Annotated in this window: 15 protein-coding genes; 8 read left to right on the forward strand and 7 right to left on the reverse strand. The window is 42.0% G+C overall.

Annotation, left to right across the window (positions count from 1 at the left end; genetic code table 11):
- Window positions 1-166: 166 nt before the first annotated feature.
- Window positions 167-2,431, reverse strand: coding sequence for an ATP-dependent Clp protease ATP-binding subunit ClpA (gene clpA, locus NH462_RS22575; protein WP_017219467.1), 2,265 nt, complete (start codon window positions 2,429-2,431; stop codon window positions 167-169).
- A gap of 28 nt (window positions 2,432-2,459) precedes the next feature.
- On the reverse strand, window positions 2,460-2,777 hold the full coding sequence (clpS, locus tag NH462_RS22580; RefSeq protein ID WP_010379297.1) for an ATP-dependent Clp protease adapter ClpS: 318 nt from the start codon (window positions 2,775-2,777) through the stop codon (window positions 2,460-2,462).
- A gap of 199 nt (window positions 2,778-2,976) precedes the next feature.
- Between clpS and cspD the strand changes: the two genes are divergently transcribed.
- From cspD to NH462_RS22620, 8 genes are all read left to right on the forward strand, one after another.
- Window positions 2,977-3,195 carry a cold shock domain-containing protein CspD gene (gene cspD / locus NH462_RS22585; protein ID WP_010379294.1) on the forward strand — a complete coding sequence of 73 codons (219 nt, stop codon included), beginning with the start codon at window positions 2,977-2,979 and terminating at the stop codon, window positions 3,193-3,195.
- A gap of 490 nt (window positions 3,196-3,685) precedes the next feature.
- On the forward strand, window positions 3,686-5,905 hold the full coding sequence (locus tag NH462_RS22590) for an NADP-dependent isocitrate dehydrogenase (protein WP_253107802.1): 2,220 nt from the start codon (window positions 3,686-3,688) through the stop codon (window positions 5,903-5,905).
- Window positions 5,906-6,016: 111 nt separating this feature from the next.
- The gene (locus NH462_RS22595) at window positions 6,017-6,685 is read left to right on the forward strand and encodes a pseudouridine synthase (RefSeq protein WP_253107803.1); all 669 of its coding nucleotides are present in this window, start codon (window positions 6,017-6,019) and stop codon (window positions 6,683-6,685) included.
- A 114-nt stretch (window positions 6,686-6,799) separates the two neighbouring features.
- Window positions 6,800-7,900: a tRNA 2-thiouridine(34) synthase MnmA gene (gene mnmA, locus NH462_RS22600; RefSeq protein ID WP_010379287.1), complete on the forward strand. Its 1,101-nt coding sequence runs from the start codon at window positions 6,800-6,802 to the stop codon at window positions 7,898-7,900.
- Window positions 7,900-8,502 carry a high frequency lysogenization protein HflD gene (gene hflD / locus NH462_RS22605; protein ID WP_010379284.1) on the forward strand — a complete coding sequence of 201 codons (603 nt, stop codon included), beginning with the start codon at window positions 7,900-7,902 and terminating at the stop codon, window positions 8,500-8,502. Before mnmA ends, hflD begins: the two co-directional genes overlap by 1 nt.
- Window positions 8,503-8,729: 227 nt before the next feature.
- The gene (gene purB, locus NH462_RS22610) at window positions 8,730-10,100 is read left to right on the forward strand and encodes an adenylosuccinate lyase (RefSeq protein ID WP_010379282.1); all 1,371 of its coding nucleotides are present in this window, start codon (window positions 8,730-8,732) and stop codon (window positions 10,098-10,100) included.
- An 87-nt stretch (window positions 10,101-10,187) separates the two neighbouring features.
- Window positions 10,188-11,375, forward strand: coding sequence for a cupin domain-containing protein (locus tag NH462_RS22615; protein WP_253107804.1), 1,188 nt, complete (start codon window positions 10,188-10,190; stop codon window positions 11,373-11,375).
- A gap of 133 nt (window positions 11,376-11,508) precedes the next feature.
- The gene (locus NH462_RS22620; protein ID WP_029215775.1) at window positions 11,509-11,967 is read left to right on the forward strand and encodes a GNAT family acetyltransferase; all 459 of its coding nucleotides are present in this window, start codon (window positions 11,509-11,511) and stop codon (window positions 11,965-11,967) included.
- Here NH462_RS22620 and NH462_RS22625 read toward each other — a convergent pair.
- The 5 genes from NH462_RS22625 to NH462_RS22645 all read right to left on the reverse strand — a co-directional run bounded on the left by NH462_RS22625 (window position 11,951) and on the right by NH462_RS22645 (window position 16,282).
- On the reverse strand, window positions 11,951-12,400 hold the full coding sequence (locus NH462_RS22625; protein ID WP_010604923.1) for a DUF4826 family protein: 450 nt from the start codon (window positions 12,398-12,400) through the stop codon (window positions 11,951-11,953). The genes NH462_RS22620 and NH462_RS22625 overlap by 17 nt on opposite strands.
- 463 nt (window positions 12,401-12,863) lie before the next feature.
- Entirely contained in the window at window positions 12,864-13,814 is a 951-nt protein-coding gene (locus NH462_RS22630) for an ATP-binding protein (protein ID WP_239980511.1), read from the reverse strand.
- Window positions 13,815-13,818: 4 nt separating this feature from the next.
- Entirely contained in the window at window positions 13,819-14,358 is a 540-nt protein-coding gene (locus tag NH462_RS22635) for a heme NO-binding domain-containing protein (RefSeq protein WP_039497675.1), read from the reverse strand.
- 130 nt (window positions 14,359-14,488) lie between these two features.
- The gene (locus tag NH462_RS22640; protein WP_253107805.1) at window positions 14,489-15,886 is read right to left on the reverse strand and encodes a hypothetical protein; all 1,398 of its coding nucleotides are present in this window, start codon (window positions 15,884-15,886) and stop codon (window positions 14,489-14,491) included.
- A gap of 99 nt (window positions 15,887-15,985) precedes the next feature.
- Window positions 15,986-16,282 (reverse strand): DUF1330 domain-containing protein, encoded by a 297-nt coding sequence (locus NH462_RS22645; RefSeq protein WP_010379271.1) that lies wholly within the window; start codon window positions 16,280-16,282, stop codon window positions 15,986-15,988.
- Between the last annotated feature and the right edge of the window lie 333 nt (window positions 16,283-16,615).

The following is a 16,615-nucleotide window of genomic DNA, read 5'->3' on the forward strand; positions in this document are numbered from 1 at the left end:
TCATGTTTTTTCCTTATATGACTTCGCTAAAAATCAAGTAAGGAATTAACATGAGTATTTTTTCAGGCAAAGCCTAAATGATGATAACCACCTACTGAAGTAGGTGGTTTAGGGCCGAAAACAAAAAGCCCAGCGACGCTGGGCTTTTATAAATACCTCAAAGGTTTTATGCTGACACCGCTTCCGTTTGGTAATCAAAGGACAACTTGTTGTCTTTCACCGTAACTTTCACTGTCCCACCATCAGACAAATGACCAAACAAGATTTCATTGGCAAGTGGCTTTTTCAGGTTGTCCTGAATAACCCTCGCCATTGGACGAGCCCCCATTGCCTTATCATAACCCAGATCTGCCAGCCAATCTCGTGCTTGCGCCGTAAGTTCCAGATTAACCGATTTCTTATCAAGCTGCGCTTGCAGTTCAACAATGAATTTATCCACAACTTGCAAGATAACTTCTTTCTCTAGGTGGTTGAACCAAATGATGTTATCCAAGCGGTTTCTAAACTCGGGTGTGAACACCTTATTGATTTCTACCATGGCATCATGAGAATAGTCTTGCTGCTGGAATCCAATCGATTGACGAACAGTCTCTTGCACACCCGCATTTGTTGTCATCACCAACACAATGTTTCTAAAGTCTGCCTTACGACCATTGTTGTCTGTTAGCGTACCATGATCCATAACCTGCAATAGAATGTTGTAGATATCTGGGTGCGCTTTCTCTATTTCATCGAGCAACACCACTGCATGAGGATGCTTGATTGCAGCCTCGGTCAACAGACCACCCTGCTCAAAGCCAACGTATCCCGGAGGCGCACCAATTAGGCGACTAACGGCATGGCGCTCAGAGTACTCAGACATGTCGAAGCGAATAAATTCTATGCCCATGCACTTAGCAAGTTGCTTGGTTACTTCGGTTTTACCGACCCCTGTAGGACCTGCAAACAAGAATGAACCTACTGGCTTGTCTTCATTAGCAAGACCAGAGCGTGATAAGCGAATTGCTGATGTTAACGCGTCAATCGATTCATCTTGTCCAAACACCAGCATCTTCAAGTTACGATCAAGATTCTTAAGTGTTTCTTTATCACTAGATGATACGCTTTGCTGTGGAATACGCGCCATTTTAGACACAATCGCTTCAATGTCCGACACATTAATCGTTTTCTTACGTCTTGAAGTTGGTTGTAGCCTTTGACTGGCGCCCGCTTCGTCAATGACATCAATTGCTTTGTCAGGCAAGTGACGCTCATTGATATATTTAGCACTGAGTTCAGCAGCCGCTTTTAACGCTTTTTGCGTGTAACGAATACCATGGTGCTCTTCATAACGCTCTTTCAATCCATGTAAGATCTTAGTGGTATCTTCAACACTTGGTTCAACCACATCAATTTTCTGGAAGCGGCGCACTAACGCTCTGTCTTTCTCAAAAATATTTTTGAATTCAGAGTATGTTGTTGAGCCCATACAGCGAAGTTGTCCACTCGATAACAGTGGCTTAATTAGATTAGACGCATCCATTACACCACCTGAAGCAGCGCCAGCGCCTATAATGGTATGGATTTCGTCAATAAATAATATCGCATGAGGTTTCGATTGAAGTTCTTTTAGTAGCGCTTTAAAGCGCTTCTCAAAGTCACCGCGATATTTTGTACCCGCAAGTAATGCCCCCATATCCAGTGAGTAAACCACTGCATCGGCAATTACATCAGGTACCTGGTTATTGACTATTCGATACGCTAGACCTTCAGCAATCGCAGTTTTACCAACCCCCGCTTCACCAACGAGTAATGGGTTATTTTTCTTACGACGGCACAGTACCTGAACCGTACGCTCAACTTCCTCATCACGACCAACCAGCGGATCAATGCGGCCAGATTCCGCTTGAATATTTAGATTAGAAGTGAAATTTTCCAGCTTGGTTTTCTCTTCCTGTTGCATTTCACCGCTATCGTCTTGCATTTCTTCATGATCTTCTTGCTCGTGATCATCTTCAATCTTAGAGATACCATGACTAATGAAATTAACGATATCCAAGCGGCTCACGTCAGCCTTTTTCAGTAAATAAACAGCCTGGCTTTCTTGCTCAGAAAAAATAGCAACAAGTACATTTACTCCAGTCACTTCTGAGCGACCAGAAGATTGAACATGGAATACAGCGCGTTGTAGCACACGTTGAAAACCAAGTGTTGGTTGTGTTTCTCTGTCTTCCTCTAAATCTGGAATAACAGGCGTAGTTTCATCAATAAACTCTGATAACTCGCGCTTCAAGGTATCCATATCGACACCACAGGCATCTAGCGCCTCACTAGCAGAAGGGTTATCGATCAATGCAAGTAATAAATGCTCAACCGTCATAAATTCGTGACGGCGAGAACGAGCCTCGCGAAACGCGGCATTAAGAGTAAGTTCTAAGTCTTTGTTTAGCATTGGCAACCCCCAACAAGAAATTTATAGGTCATTCCTGCTCACAACTACAGAGCAGCGGGTGCTCGTTGTCACGAGCATATCGGTTTACCTGCTCAGCCTTAGTATGGGCTATGTCAGCAGGGTATACTCCACATACCGCTTTTCCCTTGTGATGCACTTCAAGCATCACCTCAGTTGCTCTCTCGCTATCCATATTGAAGAATGTCGTCAATACCTCGACAACAAAATCCATGGGCGTGTAATCATCATTATTCAAAATCACTTTATATTTTCGCGGCGGTTGAAGCTGCTGCTTCTGTTCCTCGCGAACGGCGTCCAATACACCAGAATCTTTTGTCCCACTCATAATAAATATAGTCTTGTCTTATATACTCAAGCAAATAGATTTGAGAAATAAATAAAATGTTAAAAAAAAGAGCAAAAAACTTGACTGCTTGCTCATATAAACTACAGTCTTACATGACTGTCTAATCTATGGGCAGTTTAGCAAAATTAAAAGAGTAGATTAACTTTAATTTAGTCAACTTATAGAAGGATGTAGAAGTATGGCTTGCGGAAAAGTCAAATGGTTCAATAACGCCAAAGGGTTTGGTTTCATCGTAGAAGACGGCAGTGACGAAGATATCTTTGCTCATTACTCAACGATTGTAATGGATGGATACAAGACGCTTAAAGCTGGTCAGGATGTATCATTCGAGCTACAACAAGGGCCCAAGGGTCTACACGCAACTAACATTGCTCCAATTACGGAAGATGTTGTTTAAGTGTTAAGTAGTTTTTGGCTAAAGCGGGTTACATGAGTGCTCGCTTATTCCTCTCTTTGAATCGCTCCTCCAAATCTAAAAGAAATTTTCAGCCTTTTCTTGTCTCGTTTGTTATAACTTTTCACTTTTACACTTTAAATTTAATAATTAGCCCCCATATGCAAACACTGTTAGACTAAAGCACGCTTGCAAAGTCAATTTCAGGTTGGTTAGATATTGCTACTTGATGCATTTCAATGCTGAATGAAAACCAGTTATTGTAATAAGCCAAAAGTATAAATACCTAACAAACTTGCTAATGCTGCGCTACCTAGACATCGATTCTAATGAGCATTGTCGAGGTTTTTTTGCATCTTTCACTAATCGCTTAGTGAACTGGTCCAGTTTAAACCAGCTACAACAACACGTTGTTGAGTGTGAAAATTGCGTCGCTTAGTCCTATTAGCAATTGTTGAACGGCGTAACAGCCCACAACTATCTAGGAATGATGATGACATCGAAAATTATCTATACCAAAACAGATGAAGCCCCGGCTCTCGCAACATACTCGCTATTGCCAATCATCCAAGCATTCACTAAGCCTGCAAATATCGAAGTTGAAACTCGCGATATTTCACTTGCAGGACGTATTATTGCGACTTTCCCTGAGTACTTAAAAGAAGAACAACGTATTGGTGATGCACTCGCTGAGCTAGGTGCACTTGCTAAAACGCCTGAAGCTAACATCATCAAGCTACCTAATATCAGTGCTTCAATTCCACAACTTCGTGCAGCGATTAAAGAATTGCAAGCTAAAGGTTACGCGCTCCCAGAGTATCCTTCTGAAGCCAAAACAGACGAAGAAGCAGATGTTAAAGCACGTTATGACAAAATCAAAGGTAGTGCAGTAAACCCAGTACTTCGTGAAGGTAACTCAGACCGCCGTGCTCCAACTTCAGTCAAAGGCTACGCTCGTAAAAACCCGCATTCAATGGGTGCTTGGTCGAAAGACTCACAGTCTTATGTTGCATCAATGTCTGACGGTGACTTCTTCGGTTCTGAACAATCGGTAACGGTTGCTGAAGCGACTGATGTTCGTATTGAACACGTAGCGATCAATGGTGACATCACCGTACTTAAACAAAGCACGCCACTACTTGCAGGTGAAATCATTGACGCCTCTCGTATGAGTGTACAGGCACTACGTGAATTCTTAGCAGCACAAGTACAAGAAGCAAAAGATAAAGGCGTTCTATTCTCGCTACACATGAAAGCAACCATGATGAAGGTGTCAGATCCAATCATCTTTGGTCACGCTGTAAAAGTATTCTACAAAGACGTATTCGAGAAACATGCAGCGACATTTGCTGAAATCGGTGTTGATGCAAGCAACGGTGTTGGCGACGTGTACTCAAAAATTGAGTCGTTGGACGACGCGAAGCGCAAAGAAATCGAAGCTGACCTTGCAGCAGTTTACGAGACAGCACCTGATATCGCGATGGTAGACTCAGACCGTGGTATTACAAACCTGCATGTACCTAGTGACGTGATCATCGATGCATCAATGCCTGCAGCAATTCGTTCAAGCGGCCAGATGTGGAATGCTGAAGGTAAACAACAAGATACTGCTTTTGTGATCCCAGATCGTTGTTACTCAGGTGTGTACGGCGCAACTATCGATTTCTGTAAAGAAAATGGTGCATTTGACCCACGTACTATGGGTACAATTCCTAACGTCGGTCTAATGGCACAAAAAGCGGAAGAGTACGGTTCACACGACAAAACGTTTGAAGCGCCATCAGCTGGCACAATCCGCGTTGTTGATGCTGCGGGCAACACTTTACTTGAGCATACCGTTGCTGAGGGCGACATCTGGCGTATGTGTCAGGTGAAAGATGCACCGATCAAAGACTGGGTAAAGCTAGCGGTTAACCGTGCTCGCGCAACGAATACACCTGCCGTTTTCTGGTTAGACGAAGCCCGTGCTCACGACGCTGAACTTATCAAAAAGGTAAACGCATATTTGCCTGAGCATGACACTGATGGCCTTGAAATCCTAATCAAAGCACCAGTGGATGCAACACTATACTCTCTAGAGCGCATGAAAAAAGGCGAAGATACTATTTCAGTAACGGGTAACGTATTACGTGATTACCTAACTGACCTATTCCCAATTTTAGAGCTTGGAACGAGTGCGAAAATGCTATCTATCGTTCCACTAATGAATGGCGGTGGCTTATTTGAAACTGGTGCGGGTGGTTCTGCGCCTAAACATGTACAACAGTTCGAAAAAGAAAACCACTTGCGTTGGGACTCGCTAGGCGAATTCCTTGCACTTGCTGCTTCTTTTGAGCATTTGAGCCAAACAACGGGTAATGCTAAGGCACAAGTACTTGCAGATACATTAGATGCAGCAACAGCTAAATTCTTAGATGAAAATAAGTCACCTTCACGTAAAGTGAAAGAGCTTGATAACCGTGGTAGCCATTTCTACCTTGCAATGTACTGGGCTCAAGAGCTTGCTGCACAAGACAAAGATGCAGAGCTTAAAGCTAAGTTTGAAAATGTTGCTGCGGAACTAACAGCAAAAGAAGCTGATATTGTTGCTGCACTGAATGAAGCACAAGGTCAAGCAATGGATGTTGGTGGTTATTACCAGCCAGAAGACGACAAAGCGTTCGCAGCTATGCGTCCTTCAGCGGTATTTAACGACGTACTAGCGTCACTGTAATCTTCGGATAACAGTCAAAAAGCGGCCCAAGGGTCGCTTTTTTGCTTTCAGGCGACACTCGTGAGCAATTGCGCTAAAATACCGTTTTTCGTGAACCTTAGGAATGTGGCAATGAGCACAAGTAGTAGAGCCAACACAAATAACAAAAGAAAATCACATGCTAATAAGCCCGCATTCTCTAGATACAACACAACACTGAAAAAGCCAATAACTAACCGGCAATCAAAACCCGCCCTACCGCCAGAGCAAGTAAAAGTCGTTCTATTCAATAAGCCTTTTGATGTTTTGTGTCAGTTTACTGATGATCAAAATCGTCAAACATTGGCTGATTTTATTGATATCAAAGATGTGTATGCAGCAGGTCGCTTGGATAGAGATAGTGAGGGGCTATTGCTACTTACCAACTGCGGTAAATTACAAAACACCCTGACTTCTCCTAAAAAATCGACATATAAAACCTACTGGGTTCAGGTCGAAGGAGAGCCAAGTAGCGAAAGCCTAAATGCGCTTAGAAACGGTGTAGCACTAAAAGATGGTCCAACTCTACCTGCCAAAGTAGAAGTAATAACTGAGCCTAATGTTTGGCCACGTAACCCGCCGATTAGAGAACGAAAAAATATCCCGACAACCTGGCTTGCTATTTCCATCAAAGAAGGACGTAATAGACAAGTTCGTCGCATGACGGCGCATATTGGTCATCCCACGCTTAGACTGATTCGCGCACAAATAGGCAAATATAGTCTGGGCGATCTTAAAAACGGTGAATATCGAGTGCTTTAGCATTTCCTACTAGGACTTTTCTCCTGCGCTTGAACACCTCACGGACGTGCAATTTAAAGAGATTTGAGTATAATAAGCGCTTTCTATCTGAGCATTAAGATTAATAGCGAAATTATGAGCGATAATAGTCACATTAAAGTCATTGTCGGAATGTCCGGCGGTGTAGATTCTTCTGTATCTGCCTACCTTTTAAAACAACAAGGCTACCAAGTAGAAGGCCTGTTTATGAAGAACTGGGAAGAAGATGACAATGATGAGTATTGTGCAGCAGCTGAAGATCTAAAAGATGCTCAGGCAGTGTGTGATAAGTTAGGTATTGAGCTACACACCGTAAACTTTGCTGCTGAATACTGGGACAATGTGTTTGAACACTTCCTTGAAGAATACAAGGCTGGTCGTACACCAAACCCAGACATCATGTGCAACAAAGAAATCAAATTTAAAGCCTTTTTACAGTTTGCAGCAGAAGCATTGGGTGCGGACTATATCGCAACGGGCCACTATGTTCGTCGCGCAGAGCGTGACGGTAAATTCGTTATGCTTCGTGGAGATGACGAGAACAAAGATCAAAGCTACTTCCTTTACACATTAAGCCATGAACATATTGCGCAAACACTCTTCCCTGTTGGTGAAATTGAAAAGCCAGAAGTGCGTAAAATTGCAGAAGATCAAGGCCTAATCACGCACGATAAAAAAGATTCAACCGGGATCTGCTTTATCGGTGAGCGCAAATTTAAAGACTTCCTTGCCAAATTTTTACCCGCGCAGCCTGGTGTGATTGAAGATTGTGAAGGTAATCATGTTGGTGAACATGAAGGCCTGATGTACCACACGCTAGGTCAACGTAAGGGTCTATTAATTGGTGGTTCTAAAGAAGGCAACGGCGAACCTTGGTATGTGGTAGATAAAGATATCGAACGTAATGTACTGGTTGTTGGTCAAGGTAAAAACCACCCTCGCCTGTTCAGCAACGGTTTAAACGCAAATCAGCTACATTGGGTTGACCGCGTAGGTCCACAAGGTACAACTCGCTGCACGGTAAAAACACGTTATCGCCAAACCGACATCCCTTGTACGTTATTAGTTGGCCAAGATGGCATGGCACGTGTGCTATTCGATGAGCCACAAAAAGCCGTAACTCCCGGACAATCTGCGGTATTCTACGCAAATGACGTGTGCCTTGGCGGCGGTATTATTGAGTCGGTGATTAAATAATGCAAAACCAATACGTAATGCCTCTGGCGGCAATGTGTCAGATCAGTAAACTGGTACAAAAATGTGCGCGTTACGGCACCTTCAATGAAAACGAAGTTGAGGGCTTTTTAAAAAGCATTATTAATACTTCTCCTGAACGCCCTGAGGACGTTTACCCAGACAAATTTGCCATCAAAACAGGCTGTCGAACGCTAATCGAGCAGCTTTCGGCTGGCGGCGAAAAAGACGTTGAAATGGTTAAGTATGTTGGTGCTATGATGCAATTAGAGCGAGTGCTAAGTAACGATAGCAAATCTCTTGATTTATTAGCACAAAAAATTCAGCAAGTTGAGCGCCAGTTATTACACTTTGATATCTGTGAAAGCCAAGTTGTTGCAGCACTTGCCGACATTTACGGTCAAGTAATAAGCCCTCTTGGCCCTAAGATCCAAGTATTCGGTAAGCCTGAGTTATTAAAACAAACAGCAACACAACAAAAAATTCGGGCGCTATTACTTGCGGGGATCCGTAGTGCAGTACTGTGGCGCCAGCTCGGTGGTAAACGTCGTCATTTCTTTTTTGCGAAAAAGAAAATCATTACTGCTGCAAAGAGTTATATATAATATCAATTTGTCTTAATACTTGCTCAATTTGAAGGAGCAGATCTGACGCTAACAGCGTTAAAAATTTCTTATTTAGAACAACTAAATAGCAAAATTTTTGCCTTGTTATCGACTAGATTTTCTCGCCTCAAAATAGACCATTTAATTAATCAAGTTGGTATAAAATTCGTAGTGGTTCTTAAACCACTATCTAAGTATCGTTCAAAAACAAATAGTTAGGAGTTATTATGGAGCTTTCAGCGTTAACCGCTATCTCTCCTGTGGATGGTCGCTACGGTAGCAAGACCAAAGAACTGAGAAGCATCTTCAGTGAATTTGGCTTGATCAAATACCGCGTCATCGTAGAAGTTCGTTGGCTACAAGCGCTAGCGAGCAGCGACGCCATTAAAGAAGTACCCGCTTTCAGCGATAAAGCCAATGCACTTCTTGATAGCATCGTTGAAAACTTCAGCGAAGCAGACGCAGCACGCGTAAAAGAGATTGAGCGCACCACTAACCACGACGTTAAAGCTGTAGAATACCTTCTTAAAGAAAAAGTCGCTGACAATGCCGAGCTAAATGCAGTCAATGAATTTATTCATTTCGCATGTACATCTGAGGACATCAATAACCTTTCTCATGGCCTAATGTTAACTGAAGCGCGTGACACAGTCTTACTGCCATACTGTGATGAGCTACTGAGCGCAATCAAAGACAAAGCGGTTGAGTATAAGTCAATTCCAATGATGACTCGTACACACGGCCAACCTGCTTCACCATCAACCATGGGTAAAGAGTTTGCAAACGTGTATGTTCGTCTGCAACGTCAACGTCAGCAAATCGCTAACGTACAAATGCTTGGTAAAATCAATGGTGCCGTTGGTAACTATAATGCTCACCTCAGCGCTTACCCAGATTACGATTGGCATGCACACAGTGAACGCTTTGTATCAAGTCTTGGTTTAACTTGGAATCCGTTCACAACGCAAATCGAACCGCATGACTATATCGCTGAGCTATTCGATGCGATTGCACGCTTCAATACTATCTTAATTGACTTTGACCGTGACGTTTGGGGTTATATCGCGCTAAACCACTTCAAGCAAAAAACCATTGCTGGTGAGATTGGTTCTTCAACAATGCCTCATAAAGTTAACCCTATCGACTTTGAAAACTCTGAAGGTAACCTTGGCATTGCTAACGCTATCTTTGCGCATCTTGCACAAAAGCTACCTGTTTCGCGCTGGCAACGTGACCTAACTGACTCAACAGTTTTACGTAACTTAGGTGTTGGTATGGGTTATGCGCTTATCGCGTATCAAGCAACGCTTAAAGGTGTCAGCAAGTTAGAAGTTAATGCTGAGCGTTTACTTGCTGAGCTTGATGATAACTGGGAACTACTAGCAGAGCCAATCCAAACGGTAATGCGTAAGTACGGTATCGAAAAGCCATATGAAAAGCTAAAAGATCTTACTCGTGGTAAACGCGTAAACAAAGAAATCATGGCTGACTTCATCGATAACTTAGACTTGCCTAATGAAGTAAAAGCACAGATGAAAGAAATGACGCCAGCAAACTATATTGGTCGTGCTGAAGCGTTCATTGACGAACTAAACTAAGTATAAAGCGACACTAGTTTTTTACTACTTGGTATAGAATAAGCGAAAGAGTCCACTCTTTCGCTTTTTTATTACTGGAATTTCCCAATGTATCAACTGCAAATTAATGACCTTACCTTCGAACAATTTCTTGCCCAGTATTGGCAGAAGAAGCCACTACTCATCAAGCAAGGATTCCAAGATTTTGAAGACCCAATTGAGCCTGAAGAACTTGCCGGCCTTGCAACTGAAGACTGCATAGAGTCTCGAATTGTTACTAATCACAATGATAACTGGGAAGCCCATCACGGCCCTTTTGAACAATTTGATTTACTCACTGATAGCAACAGTACTCTATTGGTCCAAGCTGTTGATCACTGGCACCCACAAGCCGCAGAGCTAATAGAAGCATTTCGATTTATACCAAATTGGCGCATAGACGACTTGATGATTAGCTTTTCGACGCCTGGTGGTGGCGTTGGTCCGCACTTAGACCAATATGATGTTTTTATAATTCAAGGACAAGGTAAACGTCACTGGCGAGTTGGCGAACGGGACAACAGCCTAAAGCAATTTGCGCGCAACAAGAGTCTATTACAAGTAGGGCAATTCGACGCAGTCATTGATGCAGTCCTTGAACCGGGTGATATCTTATATATTCCACCAGCTTGTCCTCACGAAGGTTACGCAGTTGAGGATGCTTTAAACTACTCAGTTGGCTTTAGAGCACCTGATCAAAAAGACTTGCTTTCAAGCTTTGCTGATCACGTAATTGATATGGAAGCTGGCAAACGCCGTTTTAGCGATCCAGAATTGCAACTCAGAGCGTCTATTGGCGAAGTGACCTGCGACGACCAACAACAGATAAAGTCTCTGCTCAATGCTTTACTTGAAGATAAGGCACTATACAGTCAATGGCTTGGAAAAACACTCAGCGAACCAAAACATGAGATGGATCTCGCGCCATTAGACCCCGTAATTGATCCTCAGGAGCTTCTCGAGATCGCCAAAGATAACCCATTGGTTTATCGCGCTGGTGGAGTACGTGCTATTTACCAAATCTGTGACGATCATATTTTGTTCAGTGTCAATGGTGAAAACTATGAATTAGACCATCATTGTTTAGATGCCGTAAAGCAGCTAAGCGATCATGTTGAGTTTGAGTTTAATGCAATAATTCCTGCATTAAATAGTTTGGAATTTAAACAAACGTTAACTAAACTGATTAATGATGGGACCTACTTCGTTGAAGACAGTGATCCAGCCGATACTGACTTCGATGAGGGCTGGGAGTAGAGCCTGTTAGAACAAGATAGCCGCGTTCACAAAAACAACAATATGCCGCGAAATCCTTGATCTTCAAGGTTTTCGCAAGCTCTAGCTTGTCGCTAAACAGGGAATGCAGGTGCAATCTGTAGATGGGGGCAGTATGAGTTATAGGATCAGTAGAGTAACTTGGCAAACCAAAAAATTGGAGCTCAAAGCGATACGCGAGCGCGTATTTGTGTATGAACTTCATATTCCTAAAGAAGTCGAATTTGATCAGCAGGATATCACTGCTGAGCACTTAATCATTATTGACGAATTCGATGGGCCAGTTGGCACAGGGAGACTGTGCGAAGACGGGTTATTAAGCCGCATTGCCATATTCAAATCTCACCGTAATCGAGATGCTTATGCTTCGTTGATCGGGGGACTTGTTGACTTGGCAAAAGACAAAGGCTTTGAAGATGTTTTTATCCAATGCATTTTGGATGAAGTGCCCGAATTTTTACAGTCGGGGTTTTCCACGCATGGGCACGTATTTATGGAAGCTGGCATTCCAAGACAGCGCTTGAAATGCCCTATTCAATCACTCAAGATGGAACCGTTTACGATGCTTCATTAGCCCAAAGTTCATCTTTAGCGAAAAGGTCATATAGACCATGAGCTCGGTTTACTAGTAGATTAGCAAACTGGGCTTGTGTTTTTTCTACTGGCTTTGCAGACATAATTTCTTCTGCTTTCATTTGCCAATGGAATGAAAAATAGCGCAGTGCTTCACGTGCTGTCGCTGCAGCGGAAGCCTCAATATGATCCGTCGGTAGATTACCTGTGATCACCCAATACTTTTTGCCGTTTTGACCTTTGATTTTCCAAAGCGCAACCAATGGCTCAATATAACGACATTCTTTTTCAATAATACTCTGCGGTAACACCCCTTTATCCGCGAGATGTTTTTGTGCAGCTTGCACACAGCTACGCTGCCATTGTATTGATCGTTGCTGTTGTTGTTCTGGTGTTAACGTCTCTTGCTGCGGTTGGTTTTGTTCTTCACTCATTGATCACCCTTTTATTCTTTTTAGATTACCGAATAGCATTTTACTTTATCGTTATTTACGCGGTGCGTTTCATAACAAATTATTCAGCAAATCTGTTTTGATTCTTATACACCAAGCACTCAAACGCTTGCGAAGTTACCTGATACTAAGCTTTTGCAGTCCTAACGGCAATACGAACAAAGGAATTTTGAGTTTATATGATTAATTACTGAGCTGTAAGTTTCGAGAAAGTTTCTTTTTCTATTCTAGCCACATCGACAGAGATATTATTTGTCAAAGGGCAATGCGTGTTGCGACCTTTAACGAAACGGCTAGCTTTATAGCGAAATTACAACATCCCTAGCAAATTATTAGTCTGAATCATAGTCGGTGCTACATATGCCTAGTTAGCCTGACAACGCGACAAGTATCCATCGGATTGTGTAGATTAATGCATTTTAAGATTGGGACAGGTGCAAGCTTCTCACTGCTCCAGAGGAAAGGAAATAGTAAACTGACTACCCACTCCTTCTTGACTTTGAACATCAATTTTCCCTTTGTGCTCTTTTACAATGGCATGAGTAACGGCAAGTCCCATGCCCGTACCTTCGCCAACAGGCTTAGTCGTAAAGAAAGGATCGAACAATCTAGGAAGCACATCAGCATCAATTCCAATTCCGTTGTCGCTAACGCTTAAGATAATATCTTGATCGTTACCCGGTGCGAGTAACACTTCTATCGATTTATGCGATTTATGGCTCATGTCTACCGCATATTTAGCATTCACCAACAGATTGATGATAGCTTGCTTTAGCGCCCCTTCCTTGCAATAGATATTTGGCACATCTTCGACCGCGACGGTTAGCTCGTATCCCTTGAGTTGACCATGAAGTAAACGAAGTGTGTCTTCAACAATAGACTTTAGAGACGCCCTACCGAAACTATCGTTATTGGAGCGAGAGAAATTCATTAAATCATTTACTATGGTTTTAATTCGCTCGCAGCCGTGCAGCGTATCGTGAACGAGATCCGGCAAATCATTCGTAATTTCGTCAATACGTTGCCTTAAATATATATCAATAAGGCGAGCTTCTAATTGCTCTCCTCTCAATTCATTTTGCTCAAGTAATTTTACTGTCTCAAGCAACTGCAAGATTGGCGAGATATAGTAATTAAGTGACTCTAGGTTCCCTGCCACATATGCCAACGGGTTATTTAACTCATGCGCAACGCCTGCAGATAGTGTCCCTAACGTCGCCATACGTTCGTTGTTTATTAATACGGCTTGTTGATTCTTAAGCTGCGCTAATTGACGTTCAAGTGTTTGATTGGCTAAATATAACGCTCGCGTTTTCTCTTCAAGTAATGACTCGACTTCATCACGTGCACGACGCTCCCTTAGATACGCCTTTTTATAGTCGTTATATTCAGACATCGAATTAATCCAAATGCAGAATGAGTACGCAATGTTTAGCGCCGCTGTGCATGCACTGTGGATGTTCAATTTTTAGTTTGCGACTGTAAAATTGGGCGGCACCATAAAGTAGCCCTTCCGCACAAAAACACAATTTACGATTCGAGCAATACTCTAATACGATAGTTTTGTCATCTTTCACTATCGCCGCAATTGAGGGGAGATTCGGCTCATCGTAAAGCTTTTTTACCTCCATGTGTATCACGCTATCGATAGATAAAACCAATTCTTCAAACGACGCAAATTTTGACGAGATACCTTTGTGCTTTTCCGCCAAAAATCCAAATAACGACTGTCCGAAAATGGCCAATACATCTGTCAATGGCTTATTCAATTTGTCAGCAACGCCTTGTGCTAACGCAAATAACTCTGCATCTGGGTAGGATGTAGGGGAAACATAAACCCTTCCCTCAGGTGCATGTGCTTCGAGTAACTCATCCCAAGCTTGCATGCCAATCGCTTCTACAACTAATTCTTCTAGACCTCTAAATATCACGCCGCGCATTAAACTCTCCCTTAACAAAGTTGCTGCGTTATATAGCCAAGACTCACCTCGAAACAAGCCTTTGAATTAACTAGCTTGTTTCGTTCTTAATTAAGTGTAGAACAATATTTGGGATGTAATAGATCTTTCTCTATTCAGCTGTAGAAGTTTGTTCGTCAAGTTTAATTGTATCGAGTTCAATTCTTTCAAGCATAGACATATTGAGAAAGTTATCTAGTTCCTCATTATGCGCAAATACCTTTTCTTTTATGCCTTGATAGTAGTCATTTACAATTCCTGCTAAATTGCGCTCCATCCAAGTTTCAACAGAGTCTGAGCGTTTAAACGCATCAGGGTTTTCTTCAACATCTTCTAAAATAGATAGCCACATATTGAGCTCAGCTCGCACAGGCATACCTTCTGACTGCTCCATTACGTCATTCATCCAACCGAGTCCCTGATTTTCATAGGCTTTTATCAGCTGATTGTATAACCTACTTTTTTCGTTATCATCAGCTGGTGCACCTTTAAATTTAACGTATTCTCGATTGTCAGTTCTAAAGTATTCTGTGTTCTCATTTTCGTAATTGAGTTTGCTCAATCTTGCGAACAGGTTATTCGGCTCCCGCGTATCCACTTCGTTTAACATTTCTATAAAAGTAGTTCGGTCATTTGCCTTAACCAAGGTTGCCATATCTAGCATGCCACGACTCGTATCAAAATCAGAATGTGCTAAATGCGCGTTCAGATCTAAAAGATCACCGTCTGAGAATTTGTTATCAATGACAAATTTTGCATAGTCATTTAATAATTGGTTGTTCATGTCACCATACGCATTAAATTGGTCGAAAAGATCTGCCTCTCGCACAGTTAAGTCCATGTCTGCTCTACCGTCTTCATCCAATAGATAAGCTGGCAACGCCGGATCTGAAAAAACTTTATTTTCAGCCTGCTCCATTAAGCTTGACATGGTTTTTACGGTATCTTTTAATAAGTCATCAGACATACTACTCAGTTTATCAATCAACTTTTCTGAGTAGTCTTCACCCCTTTGACCAAAGCTGTTCACACTAAGTGACTGAACGATAAAATCGGTGAGCTGACCGAGCTCTTCATCAGTTAATCTGTTAGCCACGTCTAGAAGCGATTCCGTGGGCTTGATGTGTGCAAATTTAATCTGTTGTTCTTCATTCAAACGGTCAAAGATCGCTAAAAATTCATCAATTTTTTCTCGGCCTTCAAAGTCACCGTAAGTATCCTTATAGATACGGCCATTTTCATCCGTCCCTATGTGCTCTCGATGAATACCGTAACTTTTCATGCCTAACATTCTGAATTCAAAATTACGCATAAAGTCTCTATCATATGAGACAGGTGACTCGGTGTAGGAAAAATCAATTGTGAACTCACTATTCACATCTGTAAGTTGGGATACCTCTTCATCAGGTCTATCTTTTGCGATCGCTTTGAGTGCGTCTTGCATTTCTTTCGACGAAGATGGAGCACCAACACTGCCATGGTTGGTGTGAAATTGTGGCTTTATATTCATAACCTATATCCTTGTTACAAATTCAATTTACCGCGGAGTTACTAAACGTTATCGACCCACATAGAATAAACTTTACCCAATTTTGCTCCTATTTGATAATTACCTAGTGTAGCTCGCCAAAATATCAAACCCACTGACACTATCTTCAAAGTATCGCGCTTTTACCTCTACATATTCAGCATCACTGAAGAAGGACTCCATTGAAGCTTGATCAGGAAAGTATATGGTAAAAAGTCGATTAGCTTGGCACTGTCCCTCTGTTAGCAAGGTTTCTGCAATATGAAAATCGTTACTAAATCCACCACCATATTGTCTTAAGATTGGCTTCATCGCTTCACGATATTTGGCATATTGCTCGCTGTTATGAATTTCCATCGCCACTAACATCTCATACATAATTTAGCCCTTTTAGAGTAGTTAACCTGAACTCGGTATAACAACTTGTTCTCTAGCAGCTGTTATCCCTTACTACTGCGTTAAATTTGCTTGCAATAGGCTAGCTATTGACGCACAAATTTGCCTTGTATTAAGAAATAACTTCTGGCTAGAGTGATATTACACTTTTGAACTTAGGTATTTTAGTGAATTAACTAACTTCTTATCCCGAGTTCATATATGGTCTCCTCCCTTATTGCAAGGTTTCTTTAGTAAATAACAGGGACAGGATTGCTGTCATATATACGGTCTGTTAATGAGTTTTATTTGAAACTCTGACCTAGATGTAAATCG

This window comes from Pseudoalteromonas sp. OANN1, from assembly GCF_024124685.1.
In the GTDB taxonomy this organism is placed as follows: Bacteria; Pseudomonadota; Gammaproteobacteria; order Enterobacterales; family Alteromonadaceae; genus Pseudoalteromonas; species Pseudoalteromonas piscicida.

What these genes read in the sequence shown, in the direction of transcription:
- purB (WP_010379282.1), top strand. Translation starts at nt 8,730, where the DNA reads ATGGAGCTTTCAGCGTTAACCGCTATCTCTCCTGTGGATGGTCGCTAC.
- clpA (WP_017219467.1), bottom strand. Translation starts at nt 2,431, where the DNA reads ATGCTAAACAAAGACTTAGAACTTACTCTTAATGCCGCGTTTCGCGAG.
- NH462_RS22595 (WP_253107803.1), top strand. Translation starts at nt 6,017, where the DNA reads ATGAGCACAAGTAGTAGAGCCAACACAAATAACAAAAGAAAATCACAT.
- NH462_RS22590 (WP_253107802.1), top strand. Translation starts at nt 3,686, where the DNA reads ATGACATCGAAAATTATCTATACCAAAACAGATGAAGCCCCGGCTCTC.
- NH462_RS22630 (WP_239980511.1), bottom strand. Translation starts at nt 13,814, where the DNA reads ATGTCTGAATATAACGACTATAAAAAGGCGTATCTAAGGGAGCGTCGT.
- NH462_RS22620 (WP_029215775.1), top strand. Translation starts at nt 11,509, where the DNA reads ATGAGTTATAGGATCAGTAGAGTAACTTGGCAAACCAAAAAATTGGAG.
- NH462_RS22615 (WP_253107804.1), top strand. Translation starts at nt 10,188, where the DNA reads ATGTATCAACTGCAAATTAATGACCTTACCTTCGAACAATTTCTTGCC.
- NH462_RS22625 (WP_010604923.1), bottom strand. Translation starts at nt 12,400, where the DNA reads ATGAGTGAAGAACAAAACCAACCGCAGCAAGAGACGTTAACACCAGAA.
- hflD (WP_010379284.1), top strand. Translation starts at nt 7,900, where the DNA reads ATGCAAAACCAATACGTAATGCCTCTGGCGGCAATGTGTCAGATCAGT.
- NH462_RS22645 (WP_010379271.1), bottom strand. Translation starts at nt 16,282, where the DNA reads ATGTATGAGATGTTAGTGGCGATGGAAATTCATAACAGCGAGCAATAT.
- NH462_RS22635 (WP_039497675.1), bottom strand. Translation starts at nt 14,358, where the DNA reads ATGCGCGGCGTGATATTTAGAGGTCTAGAAGAATTAGTTGTAGAAGCG.
- cspD (WP_010379294.1), top strand. Translation starts at nt 2,977, where the DNA reads ATGGCTTGCGGAAAAGTCAAATGGTTCAATAACGCCAAAGGGTTTGGT.
- NH462_RS22640 (WP_253107805.1), bottom strand. Translation starts at nt 15,886, where the DNA reads ATGAATATAAAGCCACAATTTCACACCAACCATGGCAGTGTTGGTGCT.
- clpS (WP_010379297.1), bottom strand. Translation starts at nt 2,777, where the DNA reads ATGAGTGGGACAAAAGATTCTGGTGTATTGGACGCCGTTCGCGAGGAA.
- mnmA (WP_010379287.1), top strand. Translation starts at nt 6,800, where the DNA reads ATGAGCGATAATAGTCACATTAAAGTCATTGTCGGAATGTCCGGCGGT.